Here is a 21,970-nt window from a genome sequence, read left to right as displayed (position 1 = left end):
AGGCCCTTTAAAACCTTTAGAGTATACTTTTTAATAAACTCAAGGCTATTTTCCCTAATTTCGCAGCATGGTTAAAGAATTACAACTTCGTGTCACTCTTAAGGAAGAGGAACACCATGATATTTTAGTTATTAAATCGGCTCAGGTACTTGATATCGACAAGGAAGATATTACAGGTGTTAAAGTACTTCGAAAATCTATTGATGCGCGTAAACCTAAAATTATCTTTAACTATAAAGTGGCGGTTTATATTCGTGAAGTGATGCCAAAATCTTCAGAATATCAATTTGATTATAAAGATGTCTCGAAAGCCAAGCCTATTCATATTATTGGTTTTGGGCCTGCCGGAATGTATGCCGCACTGCGCTGTATTGAATTAGGTTTTAAACCTATTGTTTTAGAACGCGGTAAAAATGTTCAGGATCGTCGTCGTGATTTGCGCGCCATTAACCAACAGCATTTTGTAAACGAAGATTCAAATTATTGTTTTGGTGAAGGCGGTGCCGGAACTTACAGTGATGGTAAACTGTACACCCGAAGTTTAAAACGTGGCGATGTGCGTCGTATTTTTGAGAACCTGGTATATCACGGAGCTACCGACCAGATTCTGGTTGATGCGCATCCACATATCGGAACGAATAAACTACCTAAAGTGGTTCAGAATATTCGTGAAACCATTTTAAAATATGGTGGTGAAGTACATTTTGAAACGCGCGTAACCGATTTTGTTATTAAAAACAATAAAATACAAGCCATTCAATTAAATGGAAAAGATGAAATGCCTGCTGACCGTGTTATTCTGGCAACAGGACATTCGGCTCGCGACATTTTCTATTTGTTACACGAAAAGGAAATTGCTTTAGAAGCTAAATCATTCGCTATGGGTGTTCGTGTAGAACATCCGCAGCATATTATAGACAGTATTCAATACCATTGCAGTGGCGAACGTCACGAATTATTACCTGCCGCTTCGTACAGTTTGGTACAACAAGTTAACGATCGTGGTGTATATTCCTTCTGTATGTGTCCTGGTGGATTTATTGTTCCTGCTGCAACCGCAAACGGTGAAGTTGTTGTTAACGGAATGTCGCCTTCTAAACGAAACAACTTATTTGCCAACTCGGGTATTGTGGTAGAAATAGATGTGAATCGCGATTTACCAAAATACGAACAGTTCGGAGCTTTAAAAGGTTTAGAATATCAGAAAAATTTAGAGCGCATGGCCTTCACCGCCGGTGGCCGTAGTCAGGTTGCTCCTGCACAGCGTTTAACCGATTTTGTAGAAGGCAAATTATCAGCAGATTTAAATCCGACGTCTTATCAACCCGGATTAAATTCGAGTCCGCTACACTCTTTAATGCCAAAATTAATTGGTAGTAGATTACGAAAAGGCTTTGCTGCATTCGGACAAAAAATGAAGGGGTATTATACCGCTGAAGCTAACATTGTAGGCGTAGAATCAAGAACCTCATCACCGGTTTGCATTCCCAGAAACGAACGATTGGAACATCCGCAAATAGGAGGTTTATTCCCTTGTGGTGAAGGTGGTGGTTATGCCGGTGGTATAGTATCGGCTGCCATGGATGGTGAGCGCTGTGCTGAGGCAGCAATCGTCGGCTTATAATAGCAACTTATTGTTATTCAGTAAGAAAACAAACAAAAGTATCTTAGAAAAAATATTCCTATTTTTGCACCACTAAAAAATCTAATAAAAATAAACAGATGAAAGCTTATATATTTCCTGGTCAGGGCGCACAATTTACAGGTATGGGGTTAGATCTTTACGAGAACTCTCCTTTAGCTCAAGAATTATTCGAAAAAGCCAACAGCATTCTTGGTTTCAATATTACAGATATTATGTTCGAAGGTTCGGCCGAAGACCTTAAAGAAACTAAAGTAACCCAACCAGCTATCTTTTTACACTCTGTAATTTTGGCTAAAACTTTAGGCGATAGCTTTAAACCAGATATGGTTGCCGGACACTCTTTAGGTGAATTTTCAGCATTAGTTGCTAACGGTGCTTTAAATTTCGAAGACGGCTTAAAATTAGTTTCTCAACGCGCTTTAGCCATGCAAAAAGCCTGCGAATTACAACCAAGCACCATGGCTGCTGTTTTAGGTTTAGAAGATTCTATTGTTGAAAACGTATGTGCTTCCACCGAAGGTATTGTGGTTGCTGCAAACTACAACTGCCCGGGTCAGTTAGTAATCTCTGGAGAAATTGAAGCGATTAACAAAGCTTGTGAAGCATTAAAAGAAGCAGGTGCACGTCGTGCCTTAGTTTTACCTGTTGGTGGTGCTTTTCACTCGCCTTTAATGGAGCCAGCTCGTGAAGAATTAGCAGCGGCAATCGAAAACACAACTTTCAGTAAACCAAACTGTCCGATTTACCAAAACGTAACCGCTAATGCCGTTATCGATGAAAATGCGATTAAAACAAATTTAATTTCTCAATTAACAGCTCCTGTACGCTGGACACAATCAGTACAACAAATGATTACCGATGGTGCGACTTTATTTACCGAAGTTGGTCCAGGTAACGTTTTACAAGGATTAGTTAAAAAAATTGACAGACAGTCTGAAACAGCTTCTGCAACCGTATAAGTCTATAACAGACCTTTACAAAAATTGTTAATACATGAAGTTTACCAAGCGTACCTTATACATTATTTTAGTGATTGTTGTTACCATTGCGGTCGATCAGATTTCTAAAGTTATTGTAAGAGAGAGTATCGAACCACGAACCGAAGTAAGTCCCGGCGAACGTATTCCTGTTATTGGAGATATGTTTGTAATGATGAATGTTGAAAACACCGGTGCCTTTTTAGGGATGGGTAGTGATTTAAACCCGACGCTTAGACTTATCGTATTACTTATATTACCTATTGTGGTTTTAGGTTTTGTATTGCGTCATATCTTAAAAGATAAAACTATAGATAAGTGGTCACTTTTTGCGTTTGCCAGCATTATTGGTGGTGGTATCGCTAATGTATATGATCGTATCGTTTATGGCTCGGTAACCGACTTTTTCTTTATTGATTTAGGCGGGGTGTTTAGAACTGGTATTTTTAATATGGCCGATGTCTCGGTAACAGCGGGAATGTTTATCCTACTGTTTGCCAGCTTTAAAAACAAGAAAAAAGCAACAATCACGGAATAAATTAGATTCTGAAAACACATTCAGAATGACATTAAATAAAAAGGCTGCAATTAAATTTGCAGCCTTTTTTTATATCTAAACAATTAGGTTATTTACTTCTCACTTTCTTTTCCCAATTCCATGCCGAACGCATCGCATCGTCAAGAGTTAATTCAGTTTTCCAACCTAATTCATTATTTGCTTTATTGGTATCGGCGTAAGCTGAAATAATATCACCTTCGCGACGACCTACAATTTTATATTTTAACTTCTCACCAGAAACACGCTCAAAAGCCTGAACCACTTCTAAAACAGAACTTCCTTTTCCTGTTCCTAAATTAAAGGTTTCGTAGTTCTCTTTATTCTTACCTTCTAACAAACGTTTTAATGCCACAACATGCGCTTTTGCTAAATCTACCACATGAATATAATCGCGAATACAGGTGCCATCTGGAGTTGGATAATCGTCACCAAAAACAGATAATTCCTCACGAAGTCCGATAGCTGTTTGTGTAATAAAAGGTACTAAGTTTTGAGGCACCCCGATTGGAAGTTCACCTATTTCAACAGACTCGTGTGCACCTACCGGATTGAAATAACGTAACGCAATCGCTTTTAATGATGGTGTTACTTTGCAAGTATCTCTAATAATTTCCTCACCTATTTGTTTGGTATTTCCATAAGGAGACTCAGCTAATTTAACTGGTGCATTTTCGGTAATAGGCAATTCATCGGCCTGACCGTAAACGGTACATGATGAGCTAAAAATAAATGCTGCAGATGGTAGTTTCTTTAATTCTTTAAGAATATAAACCAACGTACCAATATTGTTTTCGTAATACAATAAAGGTTCCTGAACACTCTCACCTACCGCTTTACTGGCTGCAAAATGAATTACGCCTTCTACGTCATTATGCTTCTTAAAAAATGCTTCAACTCCAGCCTTATCTTTCAAATCTAATTTTTCAAAGATTGGCGTTGTTCCAGTAATAGCCGTAATACCTTCTAATACGTTTTCAGATGAGTTAGATAAATCGTCGATAATTACGACCTCGTAGCCTTCATTTTGTAATTCTACAACAGTATGGGATCCGATAAACCCTAATCCACCTGTAACTAAAATTTTACTCATTAATGTAGTTTATTATTGTTGATGTTATGTGTGCAATTTGTTCATCATCCAACTCGGTGTGCATTGGTAAAGCAATCACTTCCTGTACCAATTGATTTGTTACTACAAAATCAGCTTCATTATATCTCTCATCGGCATAGGCTTTCTGCTTATGAAGCGGAATTGGATAATAGACACCGCAAGGTATAGAATTTTCATTTAAATGCTTCACTAAACCATCTCTTTTTGTGCTGTTTACACGTAAGGTATATTGATGAAATACATGACAATCACAGGTATCGCAAATCTCTGTACAACCGTTAGATAATTTTGGTGTAATTATATTTTCAATACCTTCAAAAGCGGCCGTATATTTTTTTGCTGCAGCTTGACGTTTTTTGTTATAGGTGTCCAAATTTGGCAACTTAGCATTTAACACCGCTGCCTGAATACTATCTAAACGAGAATTTACACCAACTACATCGTGGTGGTAGCGCTCGTACATACCATGGTTTACAATCCCTCTAATGGTATGTGCTAAATCGTCATCGTTTGTAAATATGGCTCCACCATCACCGTAACACCCTAAATTTTTAGAAGGGAAGAATGACGTTGCTCCAACATTTCCAATAGTCCCTGCTTTTGCCTTAGTTCCATTACTATAAGTGTAACTTGCCCCAATAGCTTGTGCATTATCTTCAATTACATATAAATTATGCTCCTTAGCTAGTTCCATAATAGCTTCCATATTGGCACACTGCCCAAATAAATGCACTGGAACAATAGCTTTTGTTTTTGGTGTAATTGCCTTTTTTATCGCTTCAATACTAATATTAAAATCGTCTTCATTCACATCAACCAAAACAGGTGTTAATTGCAATAAAGCAATAACTTCAACTGTAGCTGCAAACGTAAAATCGGCAGTAATTACCTCGTCACCAGGCTGCAACCCAAGTCCCATCATAGCTATTTGTAAAGCATCGGTACCGTTAGCACAAGGGATAACATGCTTTACACCTAGATATTGCTTTAAGTTCTTTTGAAATTCATGAACTTTCGGTCCGTTAACAAATGCTGTGGTTTCTAAAACTTCTTGTATTGAAGTATTTACCTCATCTTTAATCTCATTATATTGACCTTTAAGATCAACCATTTGAATACTTTTCATCTAAAAAAATTGTAACTATTTACAAGCTTTAATAAAATTAGAAAGACACTTTTTTACTAACACTTGTATTTGGAGTTAATAGACTACGAAATTACGAAATTAGTATGCGGTAACCAATGAATTTGTATTAAAGAAATGTATTTTAGCACCAAACAAATAACGCATTGAGTTTTACTTACAATACAGGCATTACATTAGCGCAGTTCGGACTGCAATGTATCGCTCCTTTTAACGATAAAATTAAAAAAGGAGTTGAAGGGCGACGCGAAACCTTTTCTATTTTAGAAAAACACATATCGCCAAAAGACAAAACCCTTTGGTTTCATTGTGCTTCTTTAGGAGAATACGAACAAGGTCTTCCTGTTTTTAAAGTGCTACGGGACCACTACAAAGATCATAAAATTGTTCTTAGTTTTTTTTCACCTTCAGGTTATGAGATTAGAAAAAATTCACCTATTGCCGATGTTGTTATTTATCTTCCTCTGGATTCAAAACATAATGCCAAACGTTTTATAGACTTCGTAAAACCAGAACTTACCGTTTTTGTTAAGTACGATATCTGGCCTAACCTATTGAGTGAACTTAAGAAAAAACAATTACGTGCCATTCTTATATCAGCAGCATTTAGACCTAATCAATCGTATTTTAAATTCTACGGAAAACATTTGCGACAAGCCTTATTTGCTTTCGAACATATTTTCACTCAAAATGAAGCTTCTAAAAAACTACTTGAATCTATAAACTACAATAAGGTTACAATTTCTGGTGACACCCGTTTTGATCGTGTTTCTAGTCAGTTAGATATTGACAACACTTTAGAATTTATTGAAGATTTTAAGCAAGATAAACTTTGTGTTGTTGCCGGAAGTACCTGGCCAGAAGGTGAAGCTTTATTGATTAATTATATCAACAATCATGCTTCACAAGATGTTAAATTCATTATTGCTCCACATAACATCAAACCGAACCAAATAAAAAATATTCAAGAAAAACTTGAAGTTGAAAGTATTTTATTCTCGGAAAAAGAGCAACGCGATTTAAAAACTGCACAAGTTTTTATTGTGAATACCATTGGTATTTTAACTAAAATCTACAATTATGCTGACATCGCCTATGTTGGTGGCGCTTTAGGAAATACAGGCCTACACAACACTTTAGAACCTGCCGTGTTTAGTGTACCAATTATTATTGGAAATATTTATGATAAATTTCCAGAAGCTAAAGCCTTAATTGATAATAATGGTATGTTTTCAATTGCTAATCAAACGGAATTCGATACTATTTTAACCGAACTCATTAAGGATAAAGCCAAGCGCGAACTTACCGGAAACAACAATGCCACTTACATTAAAAACCACAAAGGTGCCGTAAATAAAATTATTAACTATCTAGGCCTTTAATTCTAGCTGTTTTATAAAGAACGTCTATACTATTCATTTAGTCGTATATACATGTAAATATTTAATTTATAGAGAGTAACCAGACTTCTACAATTAAATTTAGTATATTTATAATCAACACCTAAAATCAAAAACTAATGAAAAAACTATTGTTAAGCACTGCCCTTCTACTCACCTTAAGTTTAAGTTTCATCTCTTGTCGAGATACCAAAAAATCAGATCCTGTTGAAGAAACTATGGAAAACGTTAGTGACGCTGTAGAAGATGCTGCAGAGGACGTTGAAGAAGCCACAGATGATGCTATGGAAGCTGCTGATGACGCTATGGAGGAAACAGAAAGTACTCTTGAAAAAGCTGCTGACGACATAGACGATATGGCTAACGATGCTGTTGATGCTACAAATGAAGCACTTGATAAAGCAGAAAAAGCCGTTGATGATGCGGCTAAATCTACTGGAAAAGCATTACAAGATGCCAGTGATGCTGTTGAAGCAGAAGTACAAAAAATTACTGATGAGCACTACGAGAAAAAGAAAGATTAATTTCTAAAAAATATTAAAGAATAAAAAAAGACTGCTGAAAGGCAGTCTTTTTTTATTCAGATTGTTACCTAAACTTAAATATATTGATTAAGTATATTCTCAAACAATTCCTGCTTACCACTTTGTAACTTCAATTCCCCATTATCCTGAGCAATTTGATAAAGATCTTGAAGGTTTAATTTTCCTTCTTCAAACGCTTTTCCTTTACCAGAATCGAACGACACGTAACGTTCTTGTCTTAATTTATCGTAAGGTGACGAGGTAATAATTTTATCAGCAGTCAATAAAGCTCTTGCAAAAGTATCTGCTCCACCAATATGCGCATGGAAGACATCTTCTAAATCTGTTGAATTCCTTCTTATTTTCGCATCAAAATTCACACCTCCACCTTGTAAGCCTCCAGCCTTTAAAAAGACAAGCATCGCTTCTGTTGTCTCTAACACATTATTCGGAAATTGATCAGTATCCCAACCATTTTGGTAATCGCCACGGTTAGCATCCATACTTCCTAACATACCTGCTTTTGCAGCTACTTCTATTTCATGTTGGAAAGTGTGTTGCGCCAAAGTCGCGTGATTGACTTCAATATTAATTTTGAAATCTTTATCTAAACCGTATTCCTTTAAAAAACCAATCGCTGTAGCGGTATCAAAATCATATTGATGCTTCATTGGTTCCATGGGTTTTGGCTCTATAAAAAAGTTTCCTTTAAAACCTTGGGCTCTGGCATAATCTCTTGCCATGGTTAAAAACTGCCCCATATGATCTAACTCACGTCCCATATCGGTATTTAATAAACTCATGTAACCTTCACGACCACCCCAGAACACATAGTTTTCTCCGTTTAAAGCAATAGTTGCATCTAAAGCTAATTTAACTTGTCCTCCAGCACGAGCCAGCACATTAAAATCTGGATTGGTTGCAGCTCCATTCATATAACGAGGGTTAGAAAAACAGTTCGCCGTTCCCCACAATAATTTAACCCCTGAAGCCGCTTGCTTTTCTTTTAAATAGTCGGTAATGGTTGCCAATCTACTTTCTAATTCACCAAATGAATTCCCTTCACGTACCAAATCTACATCATGGAAACAATAGTACCCGAATCCCATTTTTGTAATGAACTCAAATGCGGCATCCGCTTTATCTTTTGCAGCCTGAATTGGGTCCGAAGATTTATCCCATTCAAAACTCATAGTATCTGTACCAAAAGGGTCGCCTCCTTTTGCACAGAAGGTATGCCAATAGGCTACCGAAAATTTAAACCATTCTCTCATGGTTTTACCTGCTACAACCTGATCTGGGTTATAGTATTTAAACGCCAAAGGATTATCTGACTCTTTACCTTCGAACTTAATTTCTGGAATACCTTTATAGTATTCTTTATCTCCTATTAATGCCATTGTATCTATTGTTTATTTGTTCTTTAAAATAATTTCTAATTCTTTTTTCCAATTGTTGTACGCCTCTTGGTAAGCGGTTTTATCTTCAAGTGGTTTATAGGTCATCACATAATCGTTTTCCATAATACGTTTACCAAAACTTTCAAAATCACCTTTATGCAAATCGGCCGCTCGAGCAGCTCCTATGGCTCCGGTGGTATTATAAATTTCGATATCCTGATTGATTAAAGTGGCAACGGTATTAGCAAAAATCTCGGAACGGTATAAATTGTCGTTTCCTGCGCGAATAACGGTTGGTTTAATACCATCGGAAGTTAAAATTTCCATACCGTAAACGAATGAAAAAGCAATCCCTTCCAGTGCCGCGCGACACAAATGCCCTTTATGGTGGTTGTTTAAATTTAGATTTAAAATACGCGTACCAACATCTTTATTGTTAAGCATGCGTTCGGCTCCATTTCCAAAAGGAATTAAGCAAACACCATCGGAGCCCACTGGAATTTCGGAAGCCAAAACATTCATCTCTTCATAATTATTCACTGCCAAATTATTCAGCATCCAGCGATACTGAATCCCGGCACCGTTTATACAAAGTAATTTTCCTATTCTGGCCGACTCGTTTTTTGTATAATTTACGTGGGCAAAATTATTAACGCGGGAACTTTCTTTAACCGATAAACTATCGGTAATGGCATATACTACACCTGACGTTCCTCCTGTGGAAGCAACTTCTCCCGGATTAAATACATTTAAAGACAGTGCATTGTTTGGCTGATCGCCAGCACGATAATAAATTGGTGTGCCTTCCAGGATTCCGCTTTCTTTTTCGCCTTGTTTAGATACAATCGATTGTATTCCAAAGGTTGGAACTATATCCGGAATCAGGTTTTTATCTATACCATAATGTTCGAGAAGAACATCGGCTATATTTTCGGTTTTAAAGTTCCAAAAAATGCCTTCAGACAATCCTGAAATAGTTGTATTTATAAGGTTTGAAAACTTATATGCAATATAATCGCCAGGAAGCATAAACTTATGTATTCTGCTAAAAACATCCGGTTCATTATCCTTAATCCACTTCAACTTAGAAGCCGTAAAATTAGCTGGAGAGTTTAATAAACTTGTTGAACATTTTTGCTCTCCTATCGCTTTAAAAGCTTCGTTTCCTATTTCTACCGCCCGACTATCGCACCAAATAATACTTTTTCGAAGTGGCTTTCCGTCTTTATCAACAACTACCAAACCGTGCATTTGATAAGAAATACCGATACCTTTTATTTGGTTAGCCTCAATATTATTTTCTGATTTTAATCGTGAAATTGCTTTACAAACATGCTGCCACCAATCGTCGGGATGTTGCTCAGCCCACCCATTTTTTTCCGCATACATACTCATTTCATCTTCAGGTTCCTGAACAACACCAATACTTCTTCCCGTTTCGGTTTCTACAAGTGCTGCTTTTATTGAAGAACTTCCTATGTCTAGTCCTAAATAATACATGTTATAATGATTCTCTTAATATTAATTTTGTTGGTATATATTTTTGTATTGTTTTATCCTCATTTACAAAATCTGCTGCCGCAGCTCCCATGGCTTTAAAATCTGTCGATACCACCGAAATACCTTTATAAATAAATGGCTTCATTGGGGTTTCGTTGTAAGACAAAAAGCCAACATCGGTTCCCGGCTCAAAATTATTGTTGCGACATTGCTCTAAAAAGTTTCCCAAAATACGGTCACTAACGCTAATGTATGCTTCTCCTTTAGTTACTTTAAAATCATTAACCTCTGTAATGACTTTATAATTCAATTTATGAGTATCGCAAAACCTTTTAAAATTGGCTACCGTTTCTGGAGGGTGACTTGTAAACGCAGGATAAACGAACACCACACGTTTATACTTTTTAAATGCTAAAACGGCCTGTTCTAAAGCTTCTTGAAACGCCTGACCGAAATCCTGAAACACATAATTATTATCATCTTCTGAATGAATATTCCAATCGATTAGCAATAATTTATCTTTCTCAAACTCTGCCAAAACAGACGGGACTTCCTTATGATTAAAACTCATCACCACGTACTTATAATACTTTCCTTTACTATTCTGTAAAATGGTTTTAAAATTGTTAATGTTATAGTGATGAAACTGCACATCGACAATCACATTTTTAGGTAAATTATTAACAAATGAATGATATAACACTTCTTTGTAAGCCTTAAATGTATCTAAAACCAAAAGTACCTTTCTGGTATCGTTAGCAACAAAATACCCTTTATTAGGAACCGATTCAATCACGCCATTTTCCTTTAAAATAGAATAGGCCTTAAATACAGTATCTCTTGATAAACTATAGTCTTTACACATCACATTAACAGATGGCAACGGATCACCACTACCTAACGTATTGTTGGATAAAGCATCATTTATAGCATTAACAAGCTGCTGGTATTTTGGAATATCACTATTAAAATTTAATTCAAAAAGCATTAACCGTTCTGTTCTGTTCTGGTTTGTAAAAATAATTATTTTTTCAATATGAAAACAAAAAAGGGAACTAATTTTTACATAGTTCCCTTTTTTAGAATGATTTAAACGACCTTTCTAATCAATTACGAATTAAAATCACTGAACAGATTTAAAACTATCGCTACTCTTCAATTTATAAGATAACTGAAATGGTTGTTGTTCTTTCCCTTTATTAGAAAGATAAATTTTAATAGGATGCGTTCCTTTCTCAAGAACCATGGATGTTTTTTTAACCGTTCCGGATGTATAACCATAGTCGGCATCAAATAAAATGGCTTCATGTATTCTTACAACGCCTTTTTCAACAGCACTAAATTCAAATGTGTACGTTCCTGTTTTTGGAATATCAATGTTTCCTTCCAACAAAAAGAACTCTCCTAAACCTTTACGATACTTCAGTTTACTTAATTTTGAAACATGACCTTCCTTTAATGGTTCCATTGTTGATAAATTAGGCAACCAAGGAAATTCCCCTTTAAATGATTTCCAATTCCATCCTGCTTTAAATGCTTCGTTAGCTAATGCAGGCACAGGCGCATCATCATAAGGACGTTTAGCCTTGTCATCGGCACGGCGAATACGAAGCACCTTATCTTTCATTTGTTGTTGAACCTCAACTAACGAATCAGCTCCTGCTAAATTATGGGATTGATGTGTATCCTTAATCACGTCGTAAATTTCGAAATCATCATTGGCAGACTGAATATTATAACGAATACCTACCAAGTCTCCTAATCGAATCATTTGCATCTGCTTACGAAGTCGGTTTCGATTGTTCGGCGAAAAATCTTTGTAACCTGGTGTTTTTCCGGGAAAAACATATTCGGAATAAATCAATGATTTTTCCTGAAACTCTTGTCCTGTTAAAGCTGGCAAAATAGAAACACCATCACTAATAGCAGGGGCTGAAAAACCTGCAACATCGGTAAATGTTGGCAACCAGTCATATGAAATACTAGGTTCATCTACCTTTACATTTTCCGGAATACGACCAGGCCACCTCGCTATTAAAGGCATACGTTCTCCACCTTCCAAGACATCACGCTTTATTCCGTCAAACGGACCGAAACTATCAAAAAATTCGGGGTTATTAGCAGCGTAACCTTTTGGTAAATACGATTCATTAGACGGGCCATTATCGGAAGTAAAAATAATCAAGGTATTATCATCAATATTTAAATCTTTAAGTAATTGAATAACATCCCCCACAGCATCATCAATGCGCCTTACACTGGTAGCATACCGTTTATAAGTTTTAGGCCACGCTACCTCAGGCGTACTCTTATCATTATCATCATCATATGTAGCATTGGCATATTCCGGATGCATATATGAATCTGGCATTCCGGATGCTGTATTAATCATTCGTCCAGATGTTCCCGTCCATTGCAAACCTCCATTTAAACCACCTCCATTAGGGTATGCCTGTGTTGGTAATTCTAATACAGCATGCGGTGTATCGTAAGCCAAATACATTAAAAATGGTTTTTTAGCTTTTGTTTGCTCGACAATCCACTTTTTAGCAACGGCAGTCCATAAATCGGTCGTATAACATTTATCAAGAGCTTGAGAAACTTCTTTATTGTTTTCCCAAACTTCTTTCTTGCCTCGATAAATTCCTTCTACAGGATAGTGTTCATGACCATCGGAATGACGCATATACCCATAAAAATAATCGAATCCTCTTTTATTAGGAGCACTTGGCCAACCTTGAGCATTGCTTCCTTGTAGTCCCCATTTACCAATGGCTGCTGTAGTATACCCCATTTTCTGAGCTACATTACCAATAGTATAGTTATCGGCTAGTGCTTTATCAAATTGATTATCTCTTACATTAGCATGTCCTTGCGACAACCCAGTTAACAACGAACTTCTTGAAGGCGCACATACCGGTGCTGCCGAGTAATGCTGTGTAAGCATAGCTCCTTCATGAGCCATTTGATCTAGGTTTGGGGTACTAGTCCAAGGTTCTGATCGCTCTGCTTTAGATTTACGTTCATTTTGATAGAAGACACCGATATCTCCATAACCCAAATCGTCTGTTAGAATAAAAATGATATTAGGTTTTGTTGACTTTGTTTCCTGCGCTTTCACCGAAAACGGTAATACGAGAGACAAGCCAACACTTACTAATACACTTAATTTATTAATGTTCAACATCTATAATATCTTAAATCCAAATAGAAATAGCTTCAACATTCCCTGCCGAAGATTTTGCCTTTATCTCCTTTTTCAACTCATTATCTACTAAAAATTGCATGGTGTAATTCCCTTCTTTATAGACTTTAGGTAGAAATATTTTTTCGGCTAAAGGTAATGAATAGACTAAATCTCCTTGTTCATCAACTACTCTTATTACCGGTAAAACATCGGAAGAAATAGTAACCTTAGGAAGCTTGTATTTCGCTTTTTTAAACAATTGATCTTCCTGTGTTACAGTAATTGGCCATCCCGGGTACTGGGCATCAGTTTCATTAATATCTTTAAAACGCTGATAACACGAGCTGGTAATAGTTCGTTTCTTCTTATTCACCGAAACCATACCAAAGCCAGTTGATCTGTTATACAAAATTGCAGGTTCTTTATGATGGTTATATGGATTGGTTACTGCATGAACTGATATTTTATTTCCGAAGCCATCTTCATAATCTCCTGTATATGCCGGATTTTCAACAGAGTGATTTGCTGCATTTACCGGCGGCCAAAAGCGGCGTGGCCATATGTTATTAAGAGCTGGACCTGTAAATGCAAAGCCGCTATCGCCGTGTTCCTCAACTCCATATTGTACAAAAGTTCCCAAATGCTGATCTCCGGCAATATGAAATGTAAAGCCTTTTCGAATAATCTCTAAAGATTCATCTCTTTTCTTTTGCGGCCATCCATTGGAATCCATATCTTTTGTAAAATCGTCGCCCTCAACATATTCTCCCTTTTCCGGCACATATAATTTAGGCACAACATCATCACTTGTTGAACCTTTAGGAAGTGTTGCTATAGTCGCAAAATTGGTTTGCGATAACAAAATTTTCATTTGTGTATCGTTAGACCAGTCGTCTACCCAATTTTTTAAGAATGTTTCCTGGCGTTCTCCTAACAATTCGGCATCAATATCTCTATGTTTTTTAATATCGAATTCTGTATTTCTAATGAATCCATTAAAGACATCAGCTTCTTCAGGTAATACCGTTTTAGGTGCCGATTTAAATTTTCTATCTTCTAAAATAGCAAAACTCACTCCGGCGTAATCCCATTGGGTATAATACACATTAATACCCTGTTTTACCGGCGTCGCATCATACGGATCTGGAAGGTGTCCAGTTTGTGTAAACTGCGCCATATTTACCCAATCTGCATCCATTTTATATCCACCACTATCCTGTGCTTTAGAGCCGTAACCTAAACTCACATCGGCATGCGTTCCGCCACAGCCCCAAAGATTTCCGTGAAAGACATCGTGATCATCGGTAATGATACTACAAGGGTGATGACGGAACACCTCACGGTAAGACCATCCAAACATCATCCATTTTCTTAAGAAATCTAAACAACGTTTATCATATTCTCCTTGATATTGTACACCGTAGCCTCCTGTACCTTCGTAAAACTGATCGCCTAAAAACACACAAACATCATACGACAATTTATTTAAATTATCTACAATATCCTGATCTGGAAAACCATAGTGCATATTACAGTTTAGCACTGCAATATTTAAATCTTCTTTATCTTTTGGCTCGGCTTTAATGGTTCCTTCGTAATAATACCTTTTTACTCCATCAGACTGTGGTAATTCTACACAAACACGGTAAGGCACATCGCTTATTTCTCTCCAGTTTTCAACTTCAAAAAGTTTGTTTCTTCCATCGTTAACCAACTCTCCTTTAGATATAGTTTGCCACGCTCCATCTTTAAAAATTTCAAGTCCAACCGAATGCCCTGATAAACTTTCAAATGGCGAACACTGCGCCATCAATTTCAACTTCCCTCTATTCAAAGTATACTGCGCAAAACAAACAGGCCCGAATAATTGCGTTTCATTTTCCTGAAGTGCATTACCTTCAATTACCCAATCACTAAAAGAACACGTTGGTTTGTCTTCTACTTTCCATCCTAAGTCTATATTAGACAGTAAAGCAAACGTACCTGCTAAATCTTCGTTTTTAACTTCTAGTTTTGGGCTTTCGAATAATTCCTTATTATTCTCAGGATTTAAAATACGAACGATTAAACTTTGCCCTCCGCTTTTTAAAGGCTTTGTTTTTATCTGTAATTTAAATGTCTTCGGAATTTCTGAAAATGGTGTTTTTATTTCTTGTTCACCAACTTGAAGTTGACCTTTAGTACTCAATCCAACCTCTAACCCTTTACCAAACACCGCTGCAGAACGATAATCATCAAATTTTCCTTTTGACCCCAACAGCATCCCAACACAGCCTTTTTTATAACTATCTAAATTAAAATGTTTCACTGCTATGGTTACTTCTAAATCTAAAGCTGAGTCCCCATTTTGGTGCATAACTGTTAACAAATGCAGGTTTCTGTTTTTTCCGGATACCACACATTCTACAGCTCCATCACGCAACTCCCAGTCCTGTAAACGGTTCCCCCAATATTCGGGTCCAGCCCATTTCATGTCCTGAAATTTATCCCACTGACTCTTAAATTTTACCTTCTTCTTAGTATCCCATAACTCTTCAATATATGGAGACAAACCATAACTGGAAAATGCCATTGGTAAAACAGATCCCAAAACAATGGTTTTTAAATATTCTCTACGTTTCATAACTATATTTTTTTATAAAATAAATTTTAACATCTAAGGTTTACACACCTCTAACAAATCTGCATAAATTTTTCAAAAACAAATACTAGTTTTTATGCGAATACCGGGGACATATTTATCAACAGTAACTTATAAAAACCAACACAACCCTAATTTACAACACATTATAATTTCTCTTAAATTTTACAACAACAGAGTATCTTGTAATACAATAACGTTGCAGAAAATTAAAACCCTTAATTTTTCTACCGTCTTCTATTTGCTAGTAGCGGCGGAGCATCACCATTAAACGGATTCCATCGACTTATGCTTTTTGCTCCCATACCAGAAGCGCGAATAACAGCTCTATCACCATAACGTTCGCGCATATTATCGAGTGCCTGATAGAGCCTGATGGTTTTATCGTCGTCTTCAAACAAATCAATTTGATGTCCACCTTCAACCAGATGACTAAACTTTACACCTATCAACCTAACCAATAACCGACGTTGATATAACTTATTATAAAGCTCCATAACTACCGGAATAATATGATGATCGGCAGCACTGTAAGGAATGCGTTTTTGCTGGGTATAAGTTTGAAAATCGGAGTATCGAATTTTAAAAGTGATACAAGCCGTTAGCTTATTACCTCGACGCAGTTGATAGGCTAAATTTTCGGCCATAGCGCTAATAATACTTTTAAGCTTATTAACATCAGTGGTATCTTTATCGAAGGTGCGTTCGGTTGAAATCGATTTTCTTTCGCGGTACTGTATTACAGGGCTGTCATCTATTCCGTTGGCTTTTTTCCAGATAGCAATACCATTTTTTCCAAACACCTTAAACATCATTTCCACAGGCATTTTTTGAATGGTTTCAATCTGCTTAATTCCCAAATCGCACATGGCTTTATACGTTACATCGCCAACCATTGGAATTTTCTTCACCGATAGCGGCGACAAAAACGTTTTTTCATTCCCCTGAAGAATTTGTATTTGATTATTAGGTTTCGCTTCACCTGTAGCAATTTTAGAAACGGTTTTATTAGCAGACAAACCAAAGGAAATAGGCAATCCGGTTTCTTTAATAATTCTTGACCTGATTTCGGAAGCCAACTGAAGACACCCAAAAAACTTATCCATTCCGGTTAAATCGATATAAAATTCGTCAATAGACGATTTCTCGTAAAGCGGCACACTCTCCTTAATAATTTCGGTAACTGCATTAGAGAACTTGGTATAAATTCCCGAATTCCCTCGTAAAACAATAGCCTCAGGGCACAACTGTTTCGCCATACGCATAGGCATGGCTGAATGAATCCCGAACTTACGAGCCTCATAACTACAGGACGCCACTACACCACGATCTGATGTGCCGCCAATTAACACCGGTTTACCAACTAATCTGTTATCTAATAAACGCTCACAGGACACAAAAAACGTATCTAAATCCATATGAACTATCGACCTGTCGTTTCTCATGATGCTAACGGCGTATTTGAATATCTCGGGTCTTCAATAATAAGCAAGCGCTCCATTTTAGACACCTCAACGGTTATACAATCGAACTCTTCAATAACTTTACCCGTAAGACTATAAATCCCTTTGCCTCGAAACGGATATTTTAAGGCTACCGGCGGAAAATGTACCGTATCTATAAAATCGCCAGACACATCTAAAAACGTTCCAAAATACATCATCTTACCGTTAGATGTTTTCGTGCGCTTTACGGTGACCAGATACCCTTGAATAGTTATAACACGGCCAATATTATTAATCAAATCGAATGCGCGCATCGGGTCTGTTAAAGGTTCTCGCAACAAATGAAACGGACTACATAACGAAAACCCTAATAATTCAATTTCATCGAAAGCATCTTCTAAAGGGTTTTGTGGTAATTCGGGAATGACAAAAGCTTTTCTATTGGGCTTAAACAAGGTTATTTCATGGTCGTTAGTTACAGATTTACTCTCTTTCATATGCGCTTCCCAAAGTAATTCTCTTTTATTTTTCCCCGTAAAACGGAAGGCATTAATCTTAATAATAATGATAAGCTGTTCTATACCGATAGACACCCGATCTATAAAATCGTCCAAATCGAAAAAAGCCCCGTTTGCTTGCCGTTCCTTGATAATTTTTCTTCCAATTTTATCTTCAAAAGCATGTAAAAACTTAAACCCGATATATATTGATTTCCCTTTAATAATCGTATTAACACCACTATTGTTAACACAAGGTGCTTCAATAATACCGCCATGCATTCGGGCTTCGTGCACATAATATTCCGTTTGATAAAATCCGCCATAATTATTGATGGTTGCCACCATATATTCCAACGGATAATACGCCTTTAAGAATAAACTCTGATAGCTTTCTACCGCATACGATGCCGAGTGCCCCTTGGCAAAAGCGTAGCCTGCAAAACTTTCAATCTGTCGCCAGATTTCCTTGGTTAGGTCTAATCCTTTATTTGATTTTTTACAGTTTTCAAAAAACGTATCCTTCACTTTTAAAAACTCCTCTCTCGATCTGAATTTTCCAGACATACCCCGACGCAACATATCAGCCTCGCCTAAATTTAAACCTGCAAAATAATGCGCGACCTTAATAACATCTTCCTGATACACCATAACACCATAGGTTTCGGGCATAATATTGAGCAATACCGGATGCGCATCGCGTCGGTGTTCAGGGTACCGATACCGTAAAATATATTCGCGCATCATACCTGACTTTGCAACTCCTGGACGGATTACCGAACTCGCAGCCACTAACCCCAGATAATTATCTACCTGAAGTTTTTTTAACAGCATACGCATGGCCGGTGATTCAACATAAAAACAACCAATGGCCTTGGCATTTTTCAACAGATACTTAATGTTATCGTCTTCTTTAAAACGTTTAATATCATGAATATCGATAGGCACATCATCCGGATTATTATACTTTACGATTTCGACAGCATCTTTAATTTTTCCTAATCCACGCTGACTTAAAATATCGAATTTATACAAACCAATATCTTCGGCGACCACCATATCAAACTGTGTTGTTACATAGCCTTTAGGCGGCATAAATGTGGCCGTATAATAATGAATAGGTTTTTCTGAAATAAGAATGCCTCCGGCGTGAATACCCAAATAATTAGGAAACCCCTGAATACGTTTACTGTACGTAATAACCAGTTTTGACAATTCATCTAAAGTATCAAAATTGAAACTTCCGGCAGCCAACACATCTATTTCATGTTTTGGTAAACCAAAAACCTTACCCAATTCTCGAATAGACGCCTTGTATTTAAAGGTATTGTAAACTGTAATTAAAGCAGTATGTTCAAACCGATTAAAAATGAATCTGGTTATATCGTCTCTGTCGGTCCAGGAAAAATCAATATCGAAATCGGGGGGATTGGTTCTGTACAGATTAATAAAACGCTCGAAGTATAAATCTAATTCTATCGGGTCGACATCGGTAATACGTAGTAAATACGCGATAACACTATTGGCACCACTACCACGGCCTACATAGAAGTAACCTTTACTACGTGCGTATTTCAAAATCTTCCAGTTGATTAAAAAATAAGAAACAAATCCTTTTTCTTTTATAATCTTAAGCTCTTTTGCAATACGATCTAACAACACATCATTAACCTCGGCATATCTATAAGTCACCCCTTCATAAGCTAGTTTTTTAAGCAATTTAAAATCTAAATCTGTATTACCCGTGTATGCTTTTTTATTGTTTGGTTTTTGTTGTGAAAAATCGAAATCAATATTACAAGCATCCAGTAAGCGTTGGGTATTCGTTATTATTTCAGGAAATTCTTCGAATGCTTTTATAATATCGTCTGTCGATTTTACAATGTCGTGTATTGTACCTTGCTGTTCTAACGGAAGTTTACTTAATAGGATGTTATTATCTATAGCTCGTAATAGGCGATGCGTGTTAAAATCTTTTTTATTTGTAAACGACACCGTTTGCAGAATTACAACCTTATCTAAATGATTTATGTATTTCGAAAACCGAAACCGATTAAGATCTTTTATAGCAACTCCAATAAATTCATTCTCTCGCAAGGCTTCAATTTCTATTTCATTTTTAAACGGATAAATAACAAAGGTGTCAGACATCTTTTGAGTCCTATTTGAGAAAGGCAAATCATGACATAAATGATGCGACAAATAATCATTTATATTCTTAAACCCATTATTGTTTCGCGCTAATACCACAAACTGCTGCTGCGCAGCATTTCTAAAATCGACTCCAATAACTGGTTTAATATTATAATTAACAGACAATCGAACAAAATCCAGACAAGCCGATGTGTTGTTAATATCGGTTAAAGCCATAGCACTAATACCATAATACTGCCCTATTTTCAACAGGTTTTCGGGAGTAATAGCACCATATCTTAGGCTATAATATGAATGACAATTTAAATACAACGTTTTCTGCTTTATCAATTATTTCACAAAATTAACTACAATATGTAGTAAGTATTGCTTAATTTTGTAGCATATGAGTTATTTCGCAGTCAACTTTAAGTACCTGAGAACCTTAAAAGGGTTTTCGCAAGAGCAAATGGCAGAGGAACTGAGCATTACACGTTCCCGTGTGGGATCGTATGAAGAAGGCCGATCTGAACCCCCTTTAGAGTTGTTAATTAAAATATCGGATTACTACAAATTGCCTATTGATGCATTAGTAAAAAACAACCTGACAAAAGTTTCAGATACGTCTTTTATTAACATTGGTAATCACCGCATTTTGTTTCCTATTACAGTAAGTGAAGACAACGAAGATCTTATTGAAATTGTCCCAAACAAAGCCACCGCAGGTTACTTAAATGGGTATGACGATCCAGAATATATCGAGCAACTCGAAAAAATTAAACTCCCGTTTCTTCCTTCAGGAAAACACCGCACCTTTCCTATAAAAGGAGATTCCATGCTTCCGGTAAGGGATGGATCGTATGTTGTAGCACGTTACGTTGAAAATATTCAGGATATTAAATACGGAAGAACTTATATTATTTTAACGCTAAACGAAGGTATTGTTTATAAACGCATTAAAGCCGCCGAACAAGATGAAATATTAACACTACATTCAGACAACAGAAACTATCAACCATACGACATACACAAAAAAGACATTTTAGAATTATGGGAATTTACCTGTTGTATCAATACTCAGGAATACGATGAAAGCGAACTAAAAATAAGCAGTATTATACAAATGTTTCAGGAATTGGGCGTAGAGCTGGAACAACTAAAAAAGACCAACATAATCTCCTAAATTTTAAACATAAAAAAAGCCTCTACGAAAATCGTAAAGGCTTTAGTACTGAAGGCGGGACTTGAACCCGCACGAACTAATGTTCATTGGATTTTAAGTCCAACGTGTCTACCAATTCCACCACTTCAGCATGGTATATTTTTTTGAAAGTATCAGAGCGAAAGACGGGATTTGAACCCGCGACCCTCACCTTGGCAAGGTGATGCTCTACCCCTGAGCTACTTTCGCAGTCATTTTTATGAACGTGCAATATTGCTATTGCGGGTGCAAATTTACTATAATTATTAAAACTACAAAGCTTTTTATTTATTTTTAAAAATAAATATTTTAAACCTTAACCAAACAATTGCAAATCAAACAAGTAAACTCTGAATTTAATAAAGATTTTAAGCAAAAAAAAGCCTTTACGAAAATCGTAAAGGCTTTAGTACTGAAGGCGGGACTTGAACCCGCACGAACTAATGTTCATTGGATTTTAAGTCCAACGTGTCTACCAATTCCACCACTTCAGCATGGTATATTTTTTTGAAAGTATCAGAGCGAAAGACGGGATTTGAACCCGCGACCCTCACCTTGGCAAGGTGATGCTCTACCCCTGAGCTACTTTCGCAGTCATTTTTATGA

Annotated in this window: 15 protein-coding genes and 4 tRNA genes; 6 read left to right on the top strand and 13 right to left on the bottom strand. The window is 36.6% G+C overall.

Features of this window, described 5'->3' with window-relative positions; all coding sequences use genetic code 11:
* Window positions 1-67 precede the first annotated feature (67 nt).
* From ICJ85_RS11290 to lspA, 3 genes are all read left to right on the top strand, one after another.
* Window positions 68-1,624 carry an NAD(P)/FAD-dependent oxidoreductase gene (locus ICJ85_RS11290; protein WP_188223900.1) on the top strand — a complete coding sequence of 519 codons (1,557 nt, stop codon included), beginning with the start codon at window positions 68-70 and terminating at the stop codon, window positions 1,622-1,624.
* 98 nt (window positions 1,625-1,722) lie between these two features.
* Window positions 1,723-2,604 carry an ACP S-malonyltransferase gene (fabD, locus tag ICJ85_RS11285; protein WP_188223899.1) on the top strand — a complete coding sequence of 294 codons (882 nt, stop codon included), beginning with the start codon at window positions 1,723-1,725 and terminating at the stop codon, window positions 2,602-2,604.
* A gap of 34 nt (window positions 2,605-2,638) precedes the next feature.
* A complete protein-coding gene (lspA, locus tag ICJ85_RS11280; RefSeq protein ID WP_188223898.1) occupies window positions 2,639-3,160 on the top strand; it encodes a signal peptidase II in 522 nt (173 codons plus the stop codon).
* Between the two features lie 88 nt (window positions 3,161-3,248).
* Here lspA and galE read toward each other — a convergent pair whose 3' ends face one another.
* Window positions 3,249-4,271: a UDP-glucose 4-epimerase GalE gene (gene galE, locus ICJ85_RS11275; RefSeq protein ID WP_188223897.1), complete on the bottom strand. Its 1,023-nt coding sequence runs from the start codon at window positions 4,269-4,271 to the stop codon at window positions 3,249-3,251.
* Entirely contained in the window at window positions 4,264-5,418 is a 1,155-nt protein-coding gene (locus ICJ85_RS11270; RefSeq protein WP_188223896.1) for a DegT/DnrJ/EryC1/StrS family aminotransferase, read from the bottom strand. The genes galE and ICJ85_RS11270 overlap by 8 nt, the downstream gene beginning before the upstream one ends.
* A gap of 164 nt (window positions 5,419-5,582) precedes the next feature.
* Here ICJ85_RS11270 and ICJ85_RS11265 point away from each other — a divergent pair, with 164 nt between their 5' ends.
* Window positions 5,583-6,818, top strand: a complete 1,236-nt coding sequence (locus ICJ85_RS11265; protein ID WP_188223895.1) for a 3-deoxy-D-manno-octulosonic acid transferase — start codon at window positions 5,583-5,585, stop codon at window positions 6,816-6,818.
* 137 nt (window positions 6,819-6,955) lie between these two features.
* Entirely contained in the window at window positions 6,956-7,360 is a 405-nt protein-coding gene (locus tag ICJ85_RS11260; protein WP_188223894.1) for a hypothetical protein, read from the top strand.
* 74 nt (window positions 7,361-7,434) lie between these two features.
* On the opposite strand, the gene xylA is transcribed toward ICJ85_RS11260, so the two are convergent.
* From xylA to ICJ85_RS11225, 7 genes are all read right to left on the bottom strand, one after another.
* Entirely contained in the window at window positions 7,435-8,760 is a 1,326-nt protein-coding gene (gene xylA / locus ICJ85_RS11255; protein ID WP_188223893.1) for a xylose isomerase, read from the bottom strand.
* A gap of 12 nt (window positions 8,761-8,772) precedes the next feature.
* Window positions 8,773-10,260 carry a xylulokinase gene (locus ICJ85_RS11250; RefSeq protein ID WP_188223892.1) on the bottom strand — a complete coding sequence of 496 codons (1,488 nt, stop codon included), beginning with the start codon at window positions 10,258-10,260 and terminating at the stop codon, window positions 8,773-8,775.
* 1 nt (window position 10,261) lies between these two features.
* The gene (locus tag ICJ85_RS11245) at window positions 10,262-11,248 is read right to left on the bottom strand and encodes a GntR family transcriptional regulator (RefSeq protein ID WP_188223891.1); all 987 of its coding nucleotides are present in this window, start codon (window positions 11,246-11,248) and stop codon (window positions 10,262-10,264) included.
* Between the two features lie 135 nt (window positions 11,249-11,383).
* Window positions 11,384-13,447 (bottom strand): arylsulfatase, encoded by a 2,064-nt coding sequence (locus ICJ85_RS11240; protein WP_188223890.1) that lies wholly within the window; start codon window positions 13,445-13,447, stop codon window positions 11,384-11,386.
* Window positions 13,448-13,457: 10 nt separating this feature from the next.
* Window positions 13,458-16,070, bottom strand: a complete 2,613-nt coding sequence (locus ICJ85_RS11235) for an alkaline phosphatase D family protein (RefSeq protein ID WP_188223889.1) — start codon at window positions 16,068-16,070, stop codon at window positions 13,458-13,460.
* A gap of 245 nt (window positions 16,071-16,315) precedes the next feature.
* Complete coding sequence (dinB, locus tag ICJ85_RS11230) at window positions 16,316-17,533, bottom strand: DNA polymerase IV (RefSeq protein ID WP_188223888.1); 1,218 nt, start codon at window positions 17,531-17,533, stop codon at window positions 16,316-16,318.
* Window positions 17,530-20,514, bottom strand: coding sequence for a DNA polymerase III subunit alpha (locus ICJ85_RS11225; RefSeq protein WP_241739536.1), 2,985 nt, complete (start codon window positions 20,512-20,514; stop codon window positions 17,530-17,532). Before ICJ85_RS11225 ends, dinB begins: the two co-directional genes overlap by 4 nt.
* 55 nt (window positions 20,515-20,569) lie before the next feature.
* Here ICJ85_RS11225 and ICJ85_RS11220 point away from each other — a divergent pair, with 55 nt between their 5' ends.
* Window positions 20,570-21,346 carry an XRE family transcriptional regulator gene (locus ICJ85_RS11220; protein WP_188223887.1) on the top strand — a complete coding sequence of 259 codons (777 nt, stop codon included), beginning with the start codon at window positions 20,570-20,572 and terminating at the stop codon, window positions 21,344-21,346.
* 46 nt (window positions 21,347-21,392) lie between these two features.
* Here ICJ85_RS11220 and ICJ85_RS11215 read toward each other — a convergent pair.
* The 4 genes from ICJ85_RS11215 to ICJ85_RS11200 all read right to left on the bottom strand — a co-directional run bounded on the left by ICJ85_RS11215 (window position 21,393) and on the right by ICJ85_RS11200 (window position 21,956).
* Window positions 21,393-21,476 (bottom strand) — tRNA-Leu (locus ICJ85_RS11215).
* A gap of 26 nt (window positions 21,477-21,502) precedes the next feature.
* Window positions 21,503-21,574: transfer RNA gene (locus ICJ85_RS11210), tRNA-Gly, on the bottom strand.
* A 200-nt stretch (window positions 21,575-21,774) separates the two neighbouring features.
* A tRNA-Leu gene (locus ICJ85_RS11205) sits at window positions 21,775-21,858 on the bottom strand.
* A 26-nt stretch (window positions 21,859-21,884) separates the two neighbouring features.
* Window positions 21,885-21,956, bottom strand: a tRNA-Gly gene (locus tag ICJ85_RS11200).
* Window positions 21,957-21,970 lie beyond the last annotated feature (14 nt).

Source organism: Aestuariibaculum marinum (assembly GCF_014596975.1).
Lineage (GTDB): Bacteria > Bacteroidota > Bacteroidia > Flavobacteriales > Flavobacteriaceae > Aestuariibaculum > Aestuariibaculum marinum.
Note: the sequence above shows the minus strand (reverse complement) of the source record. Positions and strands in the feature narration are given on the sequence as shown.